Annotated in this window: 13 protein-coding genes; 9 read left to right on the top strand and 4 right to left on the bottom strand. The window is 72.5% G+C overall.

Annotation, left to right across the window (positions count from 1 at the left end):
* Positions 1-345: 345 nt before the first annotated feature.
* From GA0115240_RS21010 to GA0115240_RS21000, 3 genes are read right to left on the bottom strand one after another with little or no spacing between them, the layout of a single operon-like run.
* Positions 346-1,368 carry a TolB-like translocation protein gene (locus tag GA0115240_RS21010; RefSeq protein WP_093738483.1) on the bottom strand — a complete coding sequence of 341 codons (1,023 nt, stop codon included), beginning with the start codon at positions 1,366-1,368 and terminating at the stop codon, positions 346-348.
* 41 nt (positions 1,369-1,409) lie between these two features.
* Positions 1,410-2,687 carry an MFS transporter gene (locus GA0115240_RS21005; protein ID WP_176725128.1) on the bottom strand — a complete coding sequence of 426 codons (1,278 nt, stop codon included), beginning with the start codon at positions 2,685-2,687 and terminating at the stop codon, positions 1,410-1,412.
* A 35-nt stretch (positions 2,688-2,722) separates the two neighbouring features.
* On the bottom strand, positions 2,723-3,670 hold the full coding sequence (locus GA0115240_RS21000) for a glycosyltransferase (protein ID WP_093738481.1): 948 nt from the start codon (positions 3,668-3,670) through the stop codon (positions 2,723-2,725).
* Between the two features lie 385 nt (positions 3,671-4,055).
* On the opposite strand from GA0115240_RS21000, the gene GA0115240_RS20995 reads away from it, so the two are divergent.
* From GA0115240_RS20995 to GA0115240_RS20965, 7 genes are all read left to right on the top strand, one after another.
* Positions 4,056-5,177 (top strand): Gfo/Idh/MocA family protein, encoded by a 1,122-nt coding sequence (locus GA0115240_RS20995; protein ID WP_093738487.1) that lies wholly within the window; start codon positions 4,056-4,058, stop codon positions 5,175-5,177.
* A gap of 176 nt (positions 5,178-5,353) precedes the next feature.
* A complete protein-coding gene (locus GA0115240_RS20990) occupies positions 5,354-6,394 on the top strand; it encodes an NAD-dependent epimerase/dehydratase family protein (protein WP_093738479.1) in 1,041 nt (346 codons plus the stop codon).
* Entirely contained in the window at positions 6,391-7,563 is a 1,173-nt protein-coding gene (locus GA0115240_RS20985) for a DegT/DnrJ/EryC1/StrS family aminotransferase (RefSeq protein ID WP_202451589.1), read from the top strand. The genes GA0115240_RS20990 and GA0115240_RS20985 overlap by 4 nt, the downstream gene beginning before the upstream one ends.
* Positions 7,560-8,402, top strand: coding sequence for an acetyltransferase (locus GA0115240_RS20980; protein ID WP_093738478.1), 843 nt, complete (start codon positions 7,560-7,562; stop codon positions 8,400-8,402). The genes GA0115240_RS20985 and GA0115240_RS20980 overlap by 4 nt, the downstream gene beginning before the upstream one ends.
* Positions 8,399-9,514: a DegT/DnrJ/EryC1/StrS family aminotransferase gene (locus GA0115240_RS20975; RefSeq protein ID WP_093738476.1), complete on the top strand. Its 1,116-nt coding sequence runs from the start codon at positions 8,399-8,401 to the stop codon at positions 9,512-9,514. Before GA0115240_RS20980 ends, GA0115240_RS20975 begins: the two co-directional genes overlap by 4 nt.
* A gap of 104 nt (positions 9,515-9,618) precedes the next feature.
* Positions 9,619-12,990: a DUF4082 domain-containing protein gene (locus GA0115240_RS20970; protein WP_093738474.1), complete on the top strand. Its 3,372-nt coding sequence runs from the start codon at positions 9,619-9,621 to the stop codon at positions 12,988-12,990.
* Between the two features lie 65 nt (positions 12,991-13,055).
* Entirely contained in the window at positions 13,056-14,102 is a 1,047-nt protein-coding gene (locus GA0115240_RS20965; protein WP_093738472.1) for a glycosyltransferase family 2 protein, read from the top strand.
* A 17-nt stretch (positions 14,103-14,119) separates the two neighbouring features.
* Here GA0115240_RS20965 and GA0115240_RS20960 read toward each other — a convergent pair whose 3' ends face one another.
* On the bottom strand, positions 14,120-14,806 hold the full coding sequence (locus tag GA0115240_RS20960; protein WP_093738470.1) for a hypothetical protein: 687 nt from the start codon (positions 14,804-14,806) through the stop codon (positions 14,120-14,122).
* Positions 14,807-14,922: 116 nt separating this feature from the next.
* Here GA0115240_RS20960 and GA0115240_RS20955 point away from each other — a divergent pair, with 116 nt between their 5' ends.
* Positions 14,923-16,965 carry an O-antigen ligase family protein gene (locus GA0115240_RS20955; RefSeq protein WP_093738468.1) on the top strand — a complete coding sequence of 681 codons (2,043 nt, stop codon included), beginning with the start codon at positions 14,923-14,925 and terminating at the stop codon, positions 16,963-16,965.
* Positions 16,965-17,727, top strand: a 763-nt coding sequence (locus GA0115240_RS20950; protein WP_093738466.1) for a glycosyltransferase family 2 protein, incomplete at its 3' end; no start/stop codon positions are given. The genes GA0115240_RS20955 and GA0115240_RS20950, both read left to right, overlap by 1 nt.

Below are 17,727 nucleotides of genomic sequence, written 5' to 3'. Positions count from 1 at the left end.
GGCGCCCGCGGTCGGCGGGCACCGGAGGGTTGCCCTGCGAACCACCACGGTGCGGTCGTCGTACGGATCTGGCAGCAGCCAGGGTGTTGCCCGGGGCCGCGGTGCCGCAAGGGGATGAGCCGTGGCGAAGTATGGCGAACCGCCGATTACCGGTCGAAGGGGTGGAAAAACCGCATTTCACAGGGCCGACCGGCAACTCGGTCGGCGCAGGCAACTCAGCTGTCGTACAGGCGTCCGACCCGAAACCGGGCCTTCCATCGGGCCCACCACCGGACGCGCTGCCGGACGCGCGCCCGGCCGGACGCTCGGACTCGCGCTCGGACAGGCCCGGTGGCGGGCGGCCGCTTACAGCGGCGCCGGTGAGGAGGCGTCAGGGATCAGCAGCCGCGCGCTGCCGCTGCCGTCGGCGGGCACGCTCCACAGGTCGGTGCTCTTGGTGTCGCCGTCCTTCGGCAGGGCGTAGGCCACCGTGCTGTTGTCGATCCAGGCCGCCTGGTCGTCGACGCTGCGGTGCTCGGCCAGCGGTGTCTCCTTCAAGGTGCGCAGGTCGAGGACGTACTCGTGCCACAGGGAGGCCCCGGCCAGCACGCGCTTCTTGAAGGCGATCCGGGTGCCGTCCGGGGACAGCGACGGGCATTCGACGTTGTCCACCCCGATGGAGGCGACCGTACGGCGGGACACCGAGCCCTTCATGAAGTGCGTCTTCCCGCCGGTACCGAGAGTGGCGTAGAAGGTGTCGTCGTCGGCGGCGAAGGTGACGCCCCAGAAGTTGTCGTCGACGTTCCGGTAGGCGTGGCCGTCCAGCGTGATGGCGAAGTCCTCCAGGTTGGGCAGCAGCTTCCAGGTGCGGGTGTCGACGATCGAGGTGCGGGTGGAGAAGAAGGCGGCGCCGTAGGACTCGCCGCCGACGAACACCGTCCAGGCGGCCAGATGGCCCGACGGCGAGACGCGGGCACGGCTGGGAGTGCCGGCCAGTGCGAAGGTGTGCAGGGTGTGCAGGCTGCTGTCCACGATGACGGCCCGGTTGGTCTGCGCCACCACGCCGAGGCCCGACTGGAGGCAGACGCCGGTGCCGCCGGCCGCGTAGAAGCGGGCGCACTTGAGGTCGGCCGTGGTCCGCGCGCCTCCCGGCCGGCCGGCCGCGACCGTGGCGACGTCGGTGCGCTGCGGGCCGGCCGCGGAGTTGATGAAGGCCAGCCGCTGCTTCTGGGTCAGCGCCACCGGTCCGGCCGCGACCGCCGGCCCGCCGGGCCGGGGCTTGTTCTTCTCGTCGGCCTGGGAGGCGGCGTGCAGCACGAAACCGGTGCCGAGGCCGGCCAGCAGCAGCACCGCCACGGCCAGGATCAGCAGGCGGCTCTTGGATGTCATGGTCGTCCTCGCGGTGCTCGGAGGTGTCACGTCGTGCTCGGTCATCGCCGGCCGCTCGCCGGCCGCAGCACGATGCCGGCCGCCACCGCGCACAGCAGCAGGCCGACCGCGGAGCCGAACAGCGCCCGGGTGTCGCCCCAGACCGTCCAGGCCGCGCCGAAGGCCAGCGAGCAGCAGAAGCGGGCCAGCGCCTGGCCGGTACCGACCAACGCCAGGCCGCTGCCGCGCAGTTCCTCCGGTACCACATCGGAGACCGCGGCCGGCAGCACTCCGTCGGTGGCGGCGTAGAAGGTGCCGTGCAGCGCCAGCACCAGGTAGGGCAGGGCGGGCACGGCCGGCGCCCACAGCAGCAGGGCGTACCCGGCGAGCAGTCCGGCGTGTCCGGCCAGGAAGACCACCCGCCGCCCCACCCGGTCGGCGAGCACCCCGGCGGGCACCGCCAGCAGCAGGAAGACCGCGGCGGTACCCAGCGGCAGCAGCGGGAACCACTCCTCGCCGATGTGCGCGCGGTGCTGGAGCAGCAGATAGACGAAGGCGTCGCTGACGGTGGTGAGGCCCAGCAGCATCGCGCAGCCGGTCAGCGCCCTGAGCCGGGGCAGCCGGAGCAGCGCGGCGGCCTCCCGCAGGTTCACCGGCTTGCGGTCGGGCGAGTCGGCCACGCCGCCGAAGCCCTGGGCGGCCAGTTGCCGTCTGCCCGGCACGAACAGCACCAGCACCAGCACGCCCAGCACGGCGACGCAGGCACTCACGCCGAAGACCGCGTGGTAGCCGTCGGTGGCGGCGCGCAGGATGAGGAAGGCGGTGATCGGGCCGAGCACCGCCCCGGTGGTGTCCATCGCGCGGTGCACACCGAAGGCCCGGCCCCGCGACTCGGCCGGGGTGGACAGCGAGATCAGCGCGTCGCGCGGCGAGGTGCGCAGCCCCTTGCCGGTGCGCTCCAGTGCGAGCACCAGACCGAGCGGCCCGAGGCTCTGCACGAACAGCAGCAGCGGTTTGCACAGCGCGGACAGCCCGTAGCCGAGGCCGGCGATCAGCTTGTGGTTGCGCACCCGGTCGGCGAGGTGACCGCCGGTCAGCTGGACCAGGGCGCTGACCCCGTTGTAGACGCCGTCCAGGGTGCCGAAGCCCAGCGGGCTCAGCCCGAGGCTCACCACCAGGTAGAGCGGCAGTACGGCGGTGACCATCTCCGAGGAGATGTCGGTGATCAGGCTGACGGCCCCCAGCGCCAGCACCACCTGTGAGACCCGCCGGACCGGGCGGCGCGTGCCGTCCGGCGCGGTGTTCGCGCGCGCGGGGGCGGCGCGGTCCGCTAGATACATGGTTGTTCCCCCCTGTCTCTCTCCCCCTGCCGAGATCAGCCCTCGCGGCTGCTCTCGTCCCGCAGCCAGGTCCCGAAATCCTGGTCGCGGATGGCTTTTCCGGCTCTGCGCCGGGCCGTGACGGCGGCGGCCAGGAACACCACGACCGACGGCAGCAGCTTCGGCTCCCCGCGCAGCAGGGTACGCAGGTCCGCTGTGCTGGTCCGTGCCGACGGCGGCGCCGCTTCCGGGGCCGGGGCCGCTTCCCGGGCCGGGCCGGCCTGGGTCGGGGCGCCGTCGGTCAGGGCCCCGCCGGCCGCGGTCCGCGCCTGCCGGCCCTCCAGTTGGGCGGTCGAGACCGCCGCGCGGATCCGGCGCCTGATCAGATCGGCCCAGGTGCGCGGCGGGTGCACGACCACGCGGGCGGTCTCGACCACCCGCCGCTCGCCGGGCCCGAAGGCCAGCGAGGCGGCGAGGTCGTCGGCCATCAGCGGGGGCAGCGCGGCCAGCCGTTCCCAGCCCCGCTCGGTCACCGCGATCACCCCCCGCCCGAACAGCCCCTCGCGCACCGCGGGCAGCCGCGTCCACACCCGGTAGTAGGCCCGGACCCGCCAGGCGCAGCCGGCCAGCGGCAGCTCCCGCTCGGGAGCGGCGGCCAGCAGGTGCGGCGAGCCGGCCAGCGCGCCGGCCAGCGCGCGGACATCGGCGGCGCCGAGCACCACGTCGGCGTCCACGTACAACCGCGGGAAGCCGGCCGCGTGTTCGTCGCCGGTGCGCAGCGCCACGTGCTTGGACGGAACCGGGATCTCGACCACCCGGACCCCGGCGCGGGCACCGGCCACCTTCGCGGTGTCGTCGGTGCAGCCGTTGCAGACCACCACGACGTCCGGGGGCGCGCCGGCCGCCGGACCGGCGGTGTCCGCGAAGTCCCCGGTCAGCAGGGCGTCCAGCAGCCGGCCGATGACTCGTTCCTCGTTGTGGGCCGGGATCACTATGCTCGTCACGGGCTGAGTATGCAGCCCGAAACGGTGTCGTCGTCGTGTGTTTCGTCCAAGTCTCCTCCGAGTACGGGGCCGGTGGTCTAGATTGGGCGTCGCAGGGCCGGTTTGCGCGGAGCGTGCTGCTTCGCCGGAGCGGTCGTGGCACTGGGGCAGCGAGAGCAGCAAGGGCACCGCAGTACGTGTGGGCCCGGACGCGGGGATGCGGCCGGGTCGGTTCAGTTCCACGAGCCATTCACTCCGTCAGGCGCAGGCGTGGGGACGCCGATGTGCCGGGCGGGGTGTTGCAGCACATCGGGGTGGGGGGAAGCAGCATGAACGTGGGCCGGGCAACTCCTGGGCGACACACGGCTGCCGTCTCCGTCTTCCGCGCTGTGCGGGCATGGCGGGTATGCCAGCCGACGTGTACGAAGGGGAGACGCACACCGTGACGGACAGCACCCACGCGAAAAAGCCCTCGGGCGAGGACAACGGCCCACTGGGGGTCGCCGTGGTCGGGGCCGGCTACTGGGGCCCCAACCTGGTCCGCAACTTCCAGTCCAGCCCGGCCTTCCGGCTCCGCTGGCTGTGCGACCTCGACGTGGACCGGGCCCGGAAGGTCCTGGGCGGCTACTCGACCGTCGAGGCCACCTCCGACTACGCCGCCGTCCTGGCCGACCCGACGGTGGACGCGGTGGCGGTGGCCACCCCCGCCGGCACCCACCTCGACGTGGCCCTGGCCGCGGTCAGGGCCGGCAAGCACGTGCTGGTGGAGAAGCCGCTGGCCGCCACCTACGCGGACGGGGCGCGGCTGGTCGCCGAGGCGGCGGACCGCGGGCTCACCCTGATGTGCGATCACACCTACTGCTACACCCCGGCGGTGGCCGGCATCAGGGAGCTGGTCCGCTCCGGCGAGCTGGGCGAGATCCACTTCGTGGACTCGGTGCGGATCAATCTCGGCCTGGTGCAGAAGGACATCGATGTGATGTGGGACCTGGCTCCCCACGACCTGTCGATCCTGGACTTCATCCTGCCGGAGAACGTGGAGCCGGTCGCGGTGGCCGCGCACGGCGCCGATCCGATAGGGGCCGGCCGGGCCTGCGTGGCGTATCTGACGCTGCAGCTCAACACCGGCGCGATCGCCCATGTGCACGTGAACTGGCTGTCGCCGACGAAGGTCCGCACCACCATGGTCGGCGGCTCCAAGCGCACCCTGGTCTGGGACGACCTCAATCCGGCCCAGCGGCTGGCGGTGTTCGACCGCGGGGTGGACCTGGCCGCGCCGCAGGAGATCGGCGCCAGCGAGCGCCGGGAGATGCTGATCTCCTACCGCTCGGGCGACATGGTCGCCCCGGCGCTGAAGGAGAAGGAAGCCCTGCGCAGCATGGTCGACGAGTTCGCCGGGGCGATCAACGAGCACCGGGCCCCGCTCACCGACGGCCGGGCGGGCCTGCGCGTGCTGGACATCCTCGAAGCGGCGTCACGGAGCCTGGAGTTCCGCGGCGCGGTGGTCGGCCTGCGCGCCGGCCACTGACCAACCGGCCGCCGCCGGATGGACCGCACCGCGGCCGCCCGGCACGTCCGGCCACGGGGACCGAGGGGAACGGTCCGCGCGGCCCGGCGGCCCGGCAATCCCGTACGGCCGGCGTGATCGACGCGATCACCGCGAGCGAGCGGATCAACATGAGCAGATCAGTGGGGGGAAGAGGGTTGAGCACGGTACGAGGCAAGAAGATCCTGGTCACCGGAGGAGCCGGCACGATCGGTTCCAATCTGGTGGACCAGCTGGTCGACGGCGGTGCACAGCACGTCGTGGTGCTCGACAACTTCGTCCGGGGGCGGATGGCCAATCTGGCCCGGTCCATGGGCAGCGGCGTCGTGGAGGTGGTCGAGGGCGACATCCGTGACGCGGCCGCCGTCCGGAAGGTCACCGAGGGCGCCGAGCTGGTGTTCCACCTGGCCGCGATCCGCATCACGCAGTGCGCGGAGGAGCCGCGGCTGGCCAACGAGGTGATGGTCGACGGCACCTTCAACGTCCTGGAGGCCGCCGCCGCCGAGGGGGTCGGCAAGGTGATCGCCTCGTCGTCCGCCTCGGTCTACGGCCTGGCCGAGGCCTTCCCCACCACCGAGCGGCACCACCCGTACAACAACGACACGTTCTACGGGGCCGCGAAGGCGTTCAACGAGGGCATGCTGCGCAGTTTCCACGCCATGTACGGCCTGGACTACGTGGCCCTGCGCTACTTCAACGTGTACGGGCCGCGGATGGACATCCACGGTCTCTACACCGAGGTGCTGATCCGCTGGATGGAGCGGATCGAGGCCGGGCAGCCGCCGCTGATCCTCGGTGACGGCACCCAGACGATGGACTTCGTGCACGTCAGGGACATCGCCCGGGCCAATGTGCTGGCCGCCGAATCCGACCTGACCGACGAGGTGTTCAACGTCGCCAGCGGCACCGAGACCAGTCTGCGGGACCTGGCGCTGGGGCTGCTGGAGGCGATGGGCGCGGACCTGGAGCCGGAGCACGGCCCGGCCCGTGCGGTCAACGGGGTGACCCGCCGGCTGGCGGACACCTCGCAGGCGGCGAGCCGGCTCGGCTTCAGCGCGCAGATCGACCTGGGCACCGGGCTGCGGGACCTGGTCGACTGGTGGCGGGCCGAGCGGGCGGCGGAACTCGCCGCCGCGACCACCCCGTCGGCGACCACCCCCTCCGCGACCGCCGCCCCGGCTCCCGGAGCCACCCGATGAGCGCGCCCGCCGAAGCCGCCCTGGCCCGCGTCCCGGTGATGATCCCGTGGCTGGGCGAGGAGGAGGCCCGGGCGGCCGCCGACGCGGTGCTGTCCGGATGGGTCGCCCAGGGACCCCGGGTCGCCGCCTTCGAGGCCGCCTTCGCCGAGCGGGTGGGCGCCGGCCACGGCATCGCGGTCAGCTCCTGCACCACCGCCCTGCACCTGGCACTGGTGGCCCTGGACCTGGGGCCGGGGGACGAGGTGATCGTCCCCTCGCTGTCCTTCATCGCCACCGCCAACGCGGTCCGCTACGTCGGCGCGCAGCCGGTGTTCGCCGATGTGGAGCCGGCCACCGGCAATCTGACCGCGGCCACCGTGGACGCGGTCCGCACCGGGCGGACGAAGGCGGTGATCGCCGTCCACCAGGGCGGGGTGCCGGCCGATGTCCGTTCGCTGCGGGAGCGCTGCGCCGGCTGGGGCCTGGCACTGGTCGAGGACGCGGCCTGCGCGATCGGCTCCACGATCGGCGGGGCCTCGGTCGGCGCGGGCGCGCTGCTGGCGGCCTGGTCCTTCCACCCGCGCAAGGTGGTGACCACCGGCGAGGGCGGCATGATCACCACCGACGACGCCGCGTGGGCGCAGCGCCTGCGCCGGCTGCGCGAGCACGGGATGAACGCCTCGGCGGCCCAGCGGCACGCCAGCAGCACCCCGGTGCTGGAGAGCTATCTCGAGGTCGGCTTCAACTACCGGATGACCGACATCCAGGCCGCGGTCGGCCTGGTCCAACTCGGCAAGCTGGACGCGATGGTGGCCCGGCGCCGCGCCCTGGCGGCCCGCTACGACGAGGCGCTGCGGGACCTGCCGGGCCTGCGCCCGGTCCGCGATCCGGCCTACGGGCAGGGCAACTTCCAGTCGTACTGGGTGCTGCTCGCCGAGGACTTCCCGGTGGGCCGGGACGCGCTGCTGGCCGTGCTGTCCGACGCGGGGATCTCCGCCCGGCGCGGCATCATGGCCGCGCATCTGGAGCCGGCCTACCAGGGGCATCCGCACGGCCCGCTGCCGGTCACCGAGCGGATCAGCCGCGACTCGCTGATCCTGCCGCTGTTCCACACCATGACCGAGGAGCAGCAGGACCGGGTGGTCGAGGCGCTGCACGGCGCCGCACGCACCCCGCGGGCACGCGGATGAGTGGCCCGCGGGCAGCCGAGCCGCCGCCCGGCACGCCGCTGGTGCTGATCGGCGCGGGCGGTTTCGCCCGCGAGACGGCGCAGGCGGTGCGGGACACCCGGGCCGCCGACCGGGCCGCGGGCCGCGCCCCGCGCTGGCGGCTGCTGGGTCATCTGGACGACAACCGGGCCCTGCACGGCCGGGAGGTGGACGGCGTCCCCGTCCTGGGCGGCAGCGACCGGCTGCCGGACCTGCCCGAGGCCCGGGTGCTGGTGTGTGTCGGCAACCCGCGCGACTACGCGGGCCGGGCCCGGCTGGTGCGCCGGCTGGGCCTGCCGGAGCAGCGGTACGCCACGCTGGTGCACCCGACGGCGGTGGTGTCGGACTCCTCGTCCGTCGGCGCCGGGTCGGTGCTGCTGGCGCACTGCGTACTGACCGCCGCCGTCCGGGTCGGCGCGCATGTGGCGCTGATGCCGCATGTGGTGCTGACCCATGACGACGAGGTGGCGGACTTCGCCACCGTCGCCTCCGGGGTCCGGGTCGGCGGCGGGAGCCGGATCGGCCGCGGCGCCTATCTGGGCTCCGGGGCGCTGGTGCGCGAGCACAGCGCGGTCGGCGCCTGGTCGCAGATCGGCATGGGCGCCGTGGTGCTCGGTGACGTGCCGCCCGGCGAGGTGTGGGTGGGCAGTCCGGCCCGCCGGCTGCGGGCGGCCGGCCCCGAGGCGCTGCGGGAACTGGCCGGGGCCGGCGGGATCGACAGGGCGGTCGGGGCCGACGGGACTGACAGGGCCGACGGGACCGATGAGGGAATCGCTGCCGGCTCGGGGCCGGCGACACGGATGGGGAGCCCAGTCATATGAACCAGATACCGCTGGTCGACCTCAAGGCGGCCCATGCCGAGGTCGCCGACGAGGTGCGGGCCGGATTCGACCGGGTGCTGGCCCGGACCGCCTTCATCGGCGGCGAGGAGGTGCAGGAGTTCGAGCGCGAGTACGCCGCCTTCGCCGGGGTCGCGCACTGCGTGGGCGTCGCCAACGGCACCGACGCGCTGGAACTGGCGCTGCGCGCCAGTGGCGTCGGGGCGGGTGACGAGGTGGTGATCCCCGCCAACACCTTCATCGCCACGGCCGGCGCGGTGGCCCGGGCCGGCGCCCGCCCGGTGCTGGTGGACTGCCTGCCGGACTCGTATCTGATGGACCCCGACGCGGCGCTGGCCGCGGTCGGACCGGCCACCCGCGCGGTGGTGCCGGTGCACCTGTACGGGCAGTGCGCCGAGGCGGCGAAGCTGGCCGCGGCCCTGCCGCCCCGGGTGGCGCTGGTCGAGGACGCGGCGCAGTGCCAGGGTGCGACCCGCGACGGACGCTCGCCGGGCAGCGGCGGGATCGCGGCCACCAGTTTCTACCCGGGCAAGAACCTCGGGGCGTACGGCGACGCGGGCGCGGTGCTCACCGACGACGCCGAGCAGGCCGGCCTGGTGCGGGCGCTGGCCAACCACGGCGGCGTCGCCAAGTACCGCCACGACGTGGCCGGTTTCAACAGCCGGCTGGACGGCCTGCAGGCGGTGGTGCTCCGGGCGAAGCTGGCCCGGCTCGCCGACGGCAACCGGGCCCGCCGCGCCGCCGCCGAGCGCTACGACACGCTGCTGGCGGAACTGGCCGCGGCCGGCCGGGTGGTTCGCCCCGTCACCGTGCCCGGCAACGAGCATGTATGGCACCTGTACGTCCTGCGCGTCGCCGGCGCCGACCGCGACGACGTGGTGGGCCGGCTCAACGCCGAAGGCATCGGAGCGGGCGTGCACTACCCGGCGCCGGTGCACCTGACAGCGGCCTTCGGGCACCTCGGTCACCGCCGGGGCGACTTCCCGAACGCCGAGGAGGCAGCGGACCGGATCGTGTCCCTGCCGCTCTATCCGCAGATCACCGCCGATCAGCAGCAGCGAGTCGTGGACACGCTCGCGGCCGCTCTGCGCTGACGCCCGGCCGCGGCCACGGCCGCGACCGCGGGTGCTCAGTCACCGCTCCGCTCCTCCCGCCTCCATGAGCCGGGCCCTTGAACCTGAGAACCACAGAGGGACAGATGTACAGAAAGAGCAGACTCATCCGGGGCCTCCTGTGCGCCCTGGTCGCGGCGGTGGTCGCGGCCGTCCTCCCGCTGGCGTGGAGTTCCGGCGCGTCAGCGGCCGATCCCTGCGGGGCCGGCTCCAATCCGGTCATGTGCGAGAACTCCAAGCCCGGCACGCCGATGGACGACTGGTTCGCGCCGAGCGCCTACGGCAACGTGCAGGGCTTTCCCACCAAGGAAAGCGTCCAGGCCGGCGACACCGTGCAGTTCAAGGTGCAGTCGCCGACGCCCTACCACGTCTCGGTCTACCGCCTGGGCTACTACGGCGGTGACGGCGCGCGGCAGATCTCGACCGCCGCCCAGGCGTCGGCGACCTACCCGGCCAACTTCACCAAGGACGGCACCCCGGGCAGCCCGATCGACACCACCGTCACCGACGACGTGCCCGACGGCAAGCCGCTGGCCTGCGCCACCAACGACACCGGGCTGCAGGACTGCGGCAACTGGCCGGTGACCGCCTCCTGGACGGTGCCGAGCGACGCGGTCTCCGGCCTGTACCTCGCCAACTTCGACCAGACCGACGGCAACGGCGTGATGCCGTACCCGTTCGTGGTGCGCAACGACGCCAGCCACTCGGACATCGTGGTGCAGACCGACGACGAGACCTGGCAGGCGTACAACAAGTGGGGCGGCCGCAATCTGTACGACGGCAACGGGCCCGCCCCCGACGGCCGCGCCTACCAGGTCAGTTACAACCGGCCGATGGACATCGGCGGCGACAACGGCATCTACGGCTCCGAGTACGAGATGCTGTACTGGCTGGAGGAGAACGGCTACGACGTCAGCTACATCTCCGGCATCGACATGTCCAACAACGGGTCGCTGCTGCTGAACCACAAGATGTTCATGTCGTCCGGGCACGACGAGTACTGGACGCAGGACCAGTTCACCAACGCCCTCAACGCCCGGCACGCCGGTGTGGCGGAGAGCTACTTCAGCGGCAACGAGGTCTCCTGGAAGACCCGGCTGGCGCCGAGCATCGACGGGACCTCCACCGCCAACCGCACGCTGATCTGCTACAAGGAGACCAAGCTGGAGTTCGCGGCTCCCGACGGCATCCCTGATCCGGATCCGCATGTGTGGACCGGCGCGTTCCTGGACCCCGGCAGCTCGATCAAGGGCGAACCGTTCCAGCCGCAGAACATCCTCACCGGGTCGCTGTTCACCGTGAACGGCTCGCGCAGCGACGCGATCACCGTGCCGGGGTCGTACGCCGGCATGCGGCTGTGGCGCAACACCACGGTGGCCGGCCTGAGTCCGACCCAGACCGCGACCTTCCCGGTCGGCACCCTGGGCTACGAGTGGGACAGCGACCTGGCCAACAGCACCCGGCCGACCGGCGAGATCGATCTGTCCTCCACCACCGTGGACATCGCCGACGGCAAGCTGCGCGAGGACTACGGCAATGTGTACGGCAACGGCACCGCGACCCACAATCTGGTCGAGTTCCGCGACCAGACCTCGGGCGCGCTGGTGTTCGGCTCCGGCACCGTGCAGTGGTCGTGGGGCCTGTCCAATGTGCCGGCCGGCGACCCGGAGGACGAGGTCGTCACCGCGGACAAGCGCATGCAGCAGGCGACGGTGAACCTCTTCGCGGACATGGGCGTCCAGCCCAAGACGCTGCAGACCGGCCTGGTCGCGGCCACCGCCTCCGCCGACCACACCGGGCCCGCGGTGACGGTGACCACGCCGACGCTCGGCACCACCGTGCCGGCGCTGAAGCCGGTCAGTATCACCGGCACCGCCAGTGACGTGGGCGGCGTGGTGGCCCGGGTGGAGGTCTCCACCGACGGCGGCAGCACATGGAACGCCGCCACCGGCACCACCTCCTGGAGCTACAGCTGGACGCCGACCGACACCGGCACCCCGCAGATCAAGGTCCGCGCGGTGGACGACAGCGTCAACATCGGCCCGACCAGCACGGTACCGCTGACCGTCGGTCCGCAGCAGTGCCCGTGCACCGTGTGGGCGGCCACCTCGGTGCCGACCACGGTGAACAGCGGTGACGGCAGCGCCCTCGAACTGGGCGTCAAGATCCGTGCCAGCGCTGCCGGTTCGATCACCGGTGTGCGGTTCTACAAGTCCCCCAACAACACCGGGACGCACACCGGCAGCCTGTGGAGCGCGAGCGGCCAGCGGCTGGCCACCGGCACCTTCACCAATGAGACCGCGTCCGGCTGGCAGCAGCTCAACTTCGCCACCCCGGTTCCGGTGAAACCCAACACCACCTATATCGCCTCGTACTTCGCCCCGAACGGCGGATACTCCTACGACGGCGGCTACTTCAGCGGCAAGTCGGCGGGCCTGGCGCCGCTGACGGCGCTGGCGTCCGGCACCGACGGCGGCAACGGCGTCTACCACTACGGTTCGTCCGGCGGCTTCCCCGACTCGGTCTCCGCCGGGAGCAACTACTGGGTGGACGCGGTACTGGACACCTCGACGGCGAGCACCGTGCCGCCGGCCGTGACGGTCAAGTCGCCGACATCCGCGGCGGTGAACGTGCCGATCACCGCACCGGTGACCGCCACCTTCAGTGAGGCCGTCGACTCCAGCACCCTGGTGATGTCGGTCAAGGACGCCGACGGCGACAGCGTGCCCGGCAGCGTCACCACTCCCTCGGCGAACAGCGTGACCTTCGTGCCGTCGACCGAGCTGGCGCTGAACTCCACGTACACCGTCTCCGTGCAGGTGGACGACCTGTGGGGCAACCACATGGCCACCCCCACCACATGGAACTTCACCACCAGCGCCACCCCGCCCGCGGTCACCTGCCCGTGCACGCTGTGGCCGACCTCCGCGACGCCGGCCACCGCGGACATGACCGGTGACACCAACGCGGTGGAGCTGGGCACCCGCTTCAAGTCGGCGATCAACGGCTACATCACCGGTGTCACCTTCTACAAGGGCGCCGGCAACACCGGTACCCACACCGGCAGTCTGTGGTCCACCGACGGTACGCAGCTGGCCACCGGCACCTTCTCCAGCGAGACCGACACCGGCTGGCAGCTGATGACCTTCGCCGACCCGGTGCCCATCACGGCCGGCACCAGCTACGTGGTGTCCTACCATGCGCCCAACGGCAACTACGCCGTCGACGGCGGGTACTTCGCCGGCGCGCACCAGTCCTATCCGCTGACCGCCACGGCCGACACGGTGTCGAGCCCCAACGGCCTCTACCACTACGGTTCGGACCCGGCCATGCCCAACGGCAGCTACGGCTCGGCGAACTACTGGGTGGCGCCGATCTTCAGCACGGTGCCGCCGCCGCCCGCGCCGACCGGCACAACGTCCGAGACCACGTCCCAGACCGCGTCCCCGACCCGATGAGCGCTGCCGGGCGACCGACAGTACCCAGTCCACCCCTGTAGGAACGGAAGGTTGGCAGTCCGTCGATGAGCAGTGTCAGCGTAGTGATCCCCTGCTACAAGTACGGCCACTTCCTGGCCGACTGCGTCAGCAGCGTCCTGGCGGAGCAGGAGGGCCTGGACGTCCGGGTGCTGATCATCGACGACGCGTCGCCCGACGACTCGGCGGAGGCCGCGCGCAAGCTCGCGGCCTCCGACCCGAGGATCGAAGTGCGCGTGCACGAACAGAACAGGGGGCACATCGCCACGTACAACGAGGGCCTGCTGGAGTGGGCCGACGGTGACTACGTGGCGCTGCTGTCCGCCGACGACCGGCTGGTGCCGGGGGCGCTGGTACGGGCCGCGGCCCTGCTGGACGCCCATCCGGAGGCGGGCTTCGCCTACGGCAGGCCGCTGCGCTTCCAGCACGGCGGCCCGCTGCCGAAGGCGCGCACGCGGAGCACCGGGCAGGTCGTCTACCCGGGGCCGTGGTGGCTGGAGCGGAGGTTCGCCGAGGGCACCGGCTGCATCACCTCGCCCGAGGTCGTGGTCCGCACCAGCCTCCAGCGGAAGGTCGGCGGCTACGACCCGGAGCTGCCGCACGCCGGTGACATCGAGATGTGGATGCGGCTGGCGGCGCACGCCGACGTGGGCTACGTCCGCGGCGCCGATCAGGCGTACTACCGGGTGCACGGCAACAACATGTCCACCACCGACTTCGGCGGGCAGCTGGACGACCTGCGGCAGCGCCGGGTCGCCTTCGAGTCGGTGCTCGTCAAGTGCGCGGACCGGCTGCCGGATGCCGAGCGGCTGTCGCGCACCGTGCACACCCGGCTGGCCCGCTTCGCGCTGCGGCGGGCCTACCGGGCCTACGACCGGGGCCGCACCGCTGTGGTGCCGGTCGAGGAGCTGGTGGAGTTCGCCCGCGACTGCCTGCCGGGCTTCGCCTCGCTGCCGGAGTACCGGGCGCTGCGGCTGCGGCAGCGGGTCGGCGCGCGCACCATGCCCTACCTCCAGCCGCTGGTCCTGTCCGCGGTCGCCGAGCGCGGCCAGGAGTGGCTGTGGTGGCAGTCGTGGAAGCGCCGGGGACTGTGATGGGCCTGCCCGCCGGGTCAGTTGGCGGCCGGCACCGGCTCGACGGCCGGGGCGGGCTCGACGGCGGCTGCGGCGCGCGGCCCGCGGTAGAGCTCGCTGCGGCGGCGGGCGAAGCGGTCGGTCCACAGCGCCGCCAGCACGCCGCCGACACCGCCGGACAGCGCCACGCCGGCCAGCGCCCGGCTGCGGGTGCCGGCCTGCTCGACCGAGCTGGGCGGCACCAGCAGCTCCGCGGTCATCTGCGAGGCCGCCGGGATGTGCTGGGCGCTCTGCAGCGCCGCCAGATGGTGGCGGTACACCGAGATGATGGTGAACGCGGCGTTGTCGGCCGCGGCGGCTTCCTTCTGCCGGGCCTGGATCTGCAGCGAGGGGATCAGGTACTGCGGGGTGACGCTGGTGCCGCTGTTGCGCGGGATCAGCGCGTACCGCTCGTGGACGCCGGCCGCGGCGAGTTCGGCGGTGCCGGCCGGCGACTGGAGCTGCTGGATGATCGCGTACGAGACGGCGGCGACCGGCGGTTGCAGGTTCGCCAGCTGGTTCGGCTGGTTGCCGGTGACCGGCGGCTTGACGACGATCACCGCGGAACTCAGGAACTCGCGCGGCGGGCGCAGCACATGATGGGCGCCGAGCGCGGTCAGCAGCAGCGCGAACACCAGCACGTACCAGCGGCGCAGCAGTGCGAGGACGACCTCACCAGGGGACACCGGGCCTCCTCCCGTCGGGACCGATACTGTCAGGCCGTCGGACCCGCTGCCACCGGTTCGGGTATCTCGCCCCGAAAGCCGCCGGTTTGCGGAAGCGTTGGACCTGGGGAGGGCCCGTGACACTCGGCGAACTGCTGGCGGTGCTGCGCCGCCGCTGGTATCTGATGGCGCCGATCACGCTGATCGGCCTGCTCACCGGGGGCTACCTGTACACCTCGGTGCCGGTGACGTACGCCTCGCAGAGCTCGGTGTCGCTGCTGGACTCCACGGCGGTCGCCAGGCTGGCGCCCACGTTCGGCAACCCCATCGCCAACGCGGGGGGTTCCCTGGTCGTCACCGCCGATGTGCTGATCAGGACGCTGCAGTCGGCGGACGCGGCGAAGAGCCTGAACGGCATGGGCGTCACCGACCGCTACACCGTGGGATTCGCCGCGCAGGCCTCGGGGCCGCTGGTCGGGCTGGGTGTGTCGGGCACCGATCGCGACAAGGTGCTCAAGGAGACCGAGACGCTGACGAAGTTCGCCGGCGAGCAGTTGCAGGCGCTCCAGTCGGCCTCCCGGGTGGCGCCGCAGTACAAGGTCACCGCGGCGCCGATCGTGCTGCCGCAGACGCCGGTGTCGCAGATGAAGGCCCGTTACCAGCGGGTCGCCGCCGTCGTCATCGCCGGTACCGCGGCCGGCTTCTTCTCGTCCTTCGCCACCGAGAGCTTCGTCCTGGCCCGGCGCCGCCGCCGGAACATCCCGCAGCCGCGTCCGCGGGGCCGGTCCCGGCCGATGCTGCCGGGCCGCGGGCTGCTGCGCCGGCCGTTGGACGCCACCACGGTGCTGACCGGCTATCTGGCGCTGGCCTTCTTCATCCCGTCCAACCTGGCGCTGCCGGCGCTGGGCGGCGTCGGCACCCCGGCGAACGTCTTCGCGCTGCTGGGCCTGCTGTGGTATCTGGCGAGCTGGCTGACCGGCCGGATCACCCCGGCGTACGGCACCAGGGGGCCGCGGCTGGTGATGTGCGTCCTGGCCGCCGCGGTACTGATGGCCTACGTCGCCGACGCCACCCGCAGCAGCTCGCACGAGGAGGTGCTGGCCGCCGACCGGGGACTGATCGGGCTGCTGGTGTGGGTGGCGCTGGTGGTGCTGGCCTCGGCGGGCATCCAGGACCGGGACCGGCTGGACACGCTGATGCGGCGGATGATCGTGATGGGCACGGTGGTGGCCGCCATCGGCTACTACGACTTCTTCTTCGCCACGAACATCGCCGACTCCATCCACATCCCGGGCCTGAACTCCAGTGTCGCCGGCGTCACCACGCTGGACCGCGGCTCGTTCGTCCGGCCGCGCTCCACCACCGCCCAGCCGCTGGAGTTCGGCGGGATGCTGGCGATCCTGCTGCCCTTCGCCGTCCAGCAGGCGTTCGACCCGGTGCGCAAGGGCGCGAGTGCGCTGCGCCGCTGGGGGCCGGTGGCCCTGATGGGCGGCGCGCTGCCGCTGACGGTGTCGCGCACCTCCATCATCGGGGCGGCCATCGTGGTCCTGGTGCTGCTGCCGCGCTGGAAGCCGCAGCGGCGGTGGGCCGCGATCGGGTTGCTGACCGCGTCGGTGGGCGTGTTCAAGGTGCTGGTGCCCGGTCTGATCGGGACCATCACCACGCTGTTCTCGACCTTCCTGTCGAACTCCGACAGCAGCACCCAGGCCCGGACCGTCAAATACTCCGCGATCGTGCCGTATCTGAAGGAACGCCCGCTGTTCGGCCGCGGGTTCGGCACCTTCACCCCCGACCTGTACTTCTACACCGACAACCAGTACATGCTGTCGCTGGCCGAGATGGGCCTGCTGGGGCTGGTCGCGCTGTTCACGCTGTACTTCTGCGGGATCCACCAGGGCGGCGCCGTCCGGCGGATCGCCCGCACCGAGTCCGACCGGGAGCTGGGCCAGGCGTTCTTCGCGTCGGCGCTGGTCGCCCTGGTCGCCAGTGCGACCTTCGACGCGCTGATGTTCCCGATGTTCGCCGGCATGTTCTTCCTGACGCTCGGCGCCGGAGGCAGCTGTCTGGGCTTCCTGCGGCGCGACAGCCCGCCCCCGGCCGACGCGGCGGCCCGCGCCGCGGCCGGCCGGCCCGCCGTGCCCGCAGCGCGCACGGCCCCACCCCAACTCGTGGAGTCCTGATGCCCGCCAAGACCGCGGCCACCGGCCCTGTCGCCGTGCTCGTCGTGACCTGGAACAGCGCCGCGGTGCTGCCGGAGTTCATCGCCTCCCTGCCGCAGGGCATGGACGGCGTGGACTGGCGGCTGGTCGTCGCCGACAACGACTCGGCCGACGACACGGTGGCGGTGCTGCGCGAACTCGCCCCGGACACCACGATCGTGCAGACCGGCCGCAACGCCGGCTACGCGGCCGGCATCAACGCGGCGCTGGACGCGACCGCCGGCTGGCCGGCCGGCATCCGGGCGGCGCTGATCTGCAACCCGGACGTGCGGATGCGGCCGGGCTGCGCCAGGACTCTGCTGGACGCGCTGGGCGAGAAGCTCCCCGACGGGGACCGGGTCGGCATCAGCGTGCCGCTGCTCTACGAGGAGGACGGCGCCACGGTGGTCCGTTCGCTGCGCCGCGAGCCGAGCGTGGTACGGGCCTTCGGCGAGGCGCTGATCGGCAACCGCCGGGCCGGCCGCTTCCCTGCATTGGGCGAACTGGTCACCGACCCGCGGGCGTACGCGTCCTCGACCCGGGCCGACTGGGCGGCCGGCGCGCTGATGATGCTGTCCGGTGAGCTGCTGGACGCCTGCGGGCCGTGGGACGAGTTCTTCTTCCTGTACTCGGAGGAGACCGAGTACTGCCTGCGGGCCGGGGACCACGGCTTCGCCACCCGGCTGGAGCCGGCCGCCTCGGCGGTGCACATCGGCGGCGACTCGCGGGTCTCGCCGTTCCTGT

Source organism: Streptomyces sp. DvalAA-14, from assembly GCF_900091855.1.
Lineage (GTDB): Bacteria > Actinomycetota > Actinomycetes > Streptomycetales > Streptomycetaceae > Actinacidiphila.
This window is presented reverse-complemented; position numbering and strand designations above follow the sequence as displayed.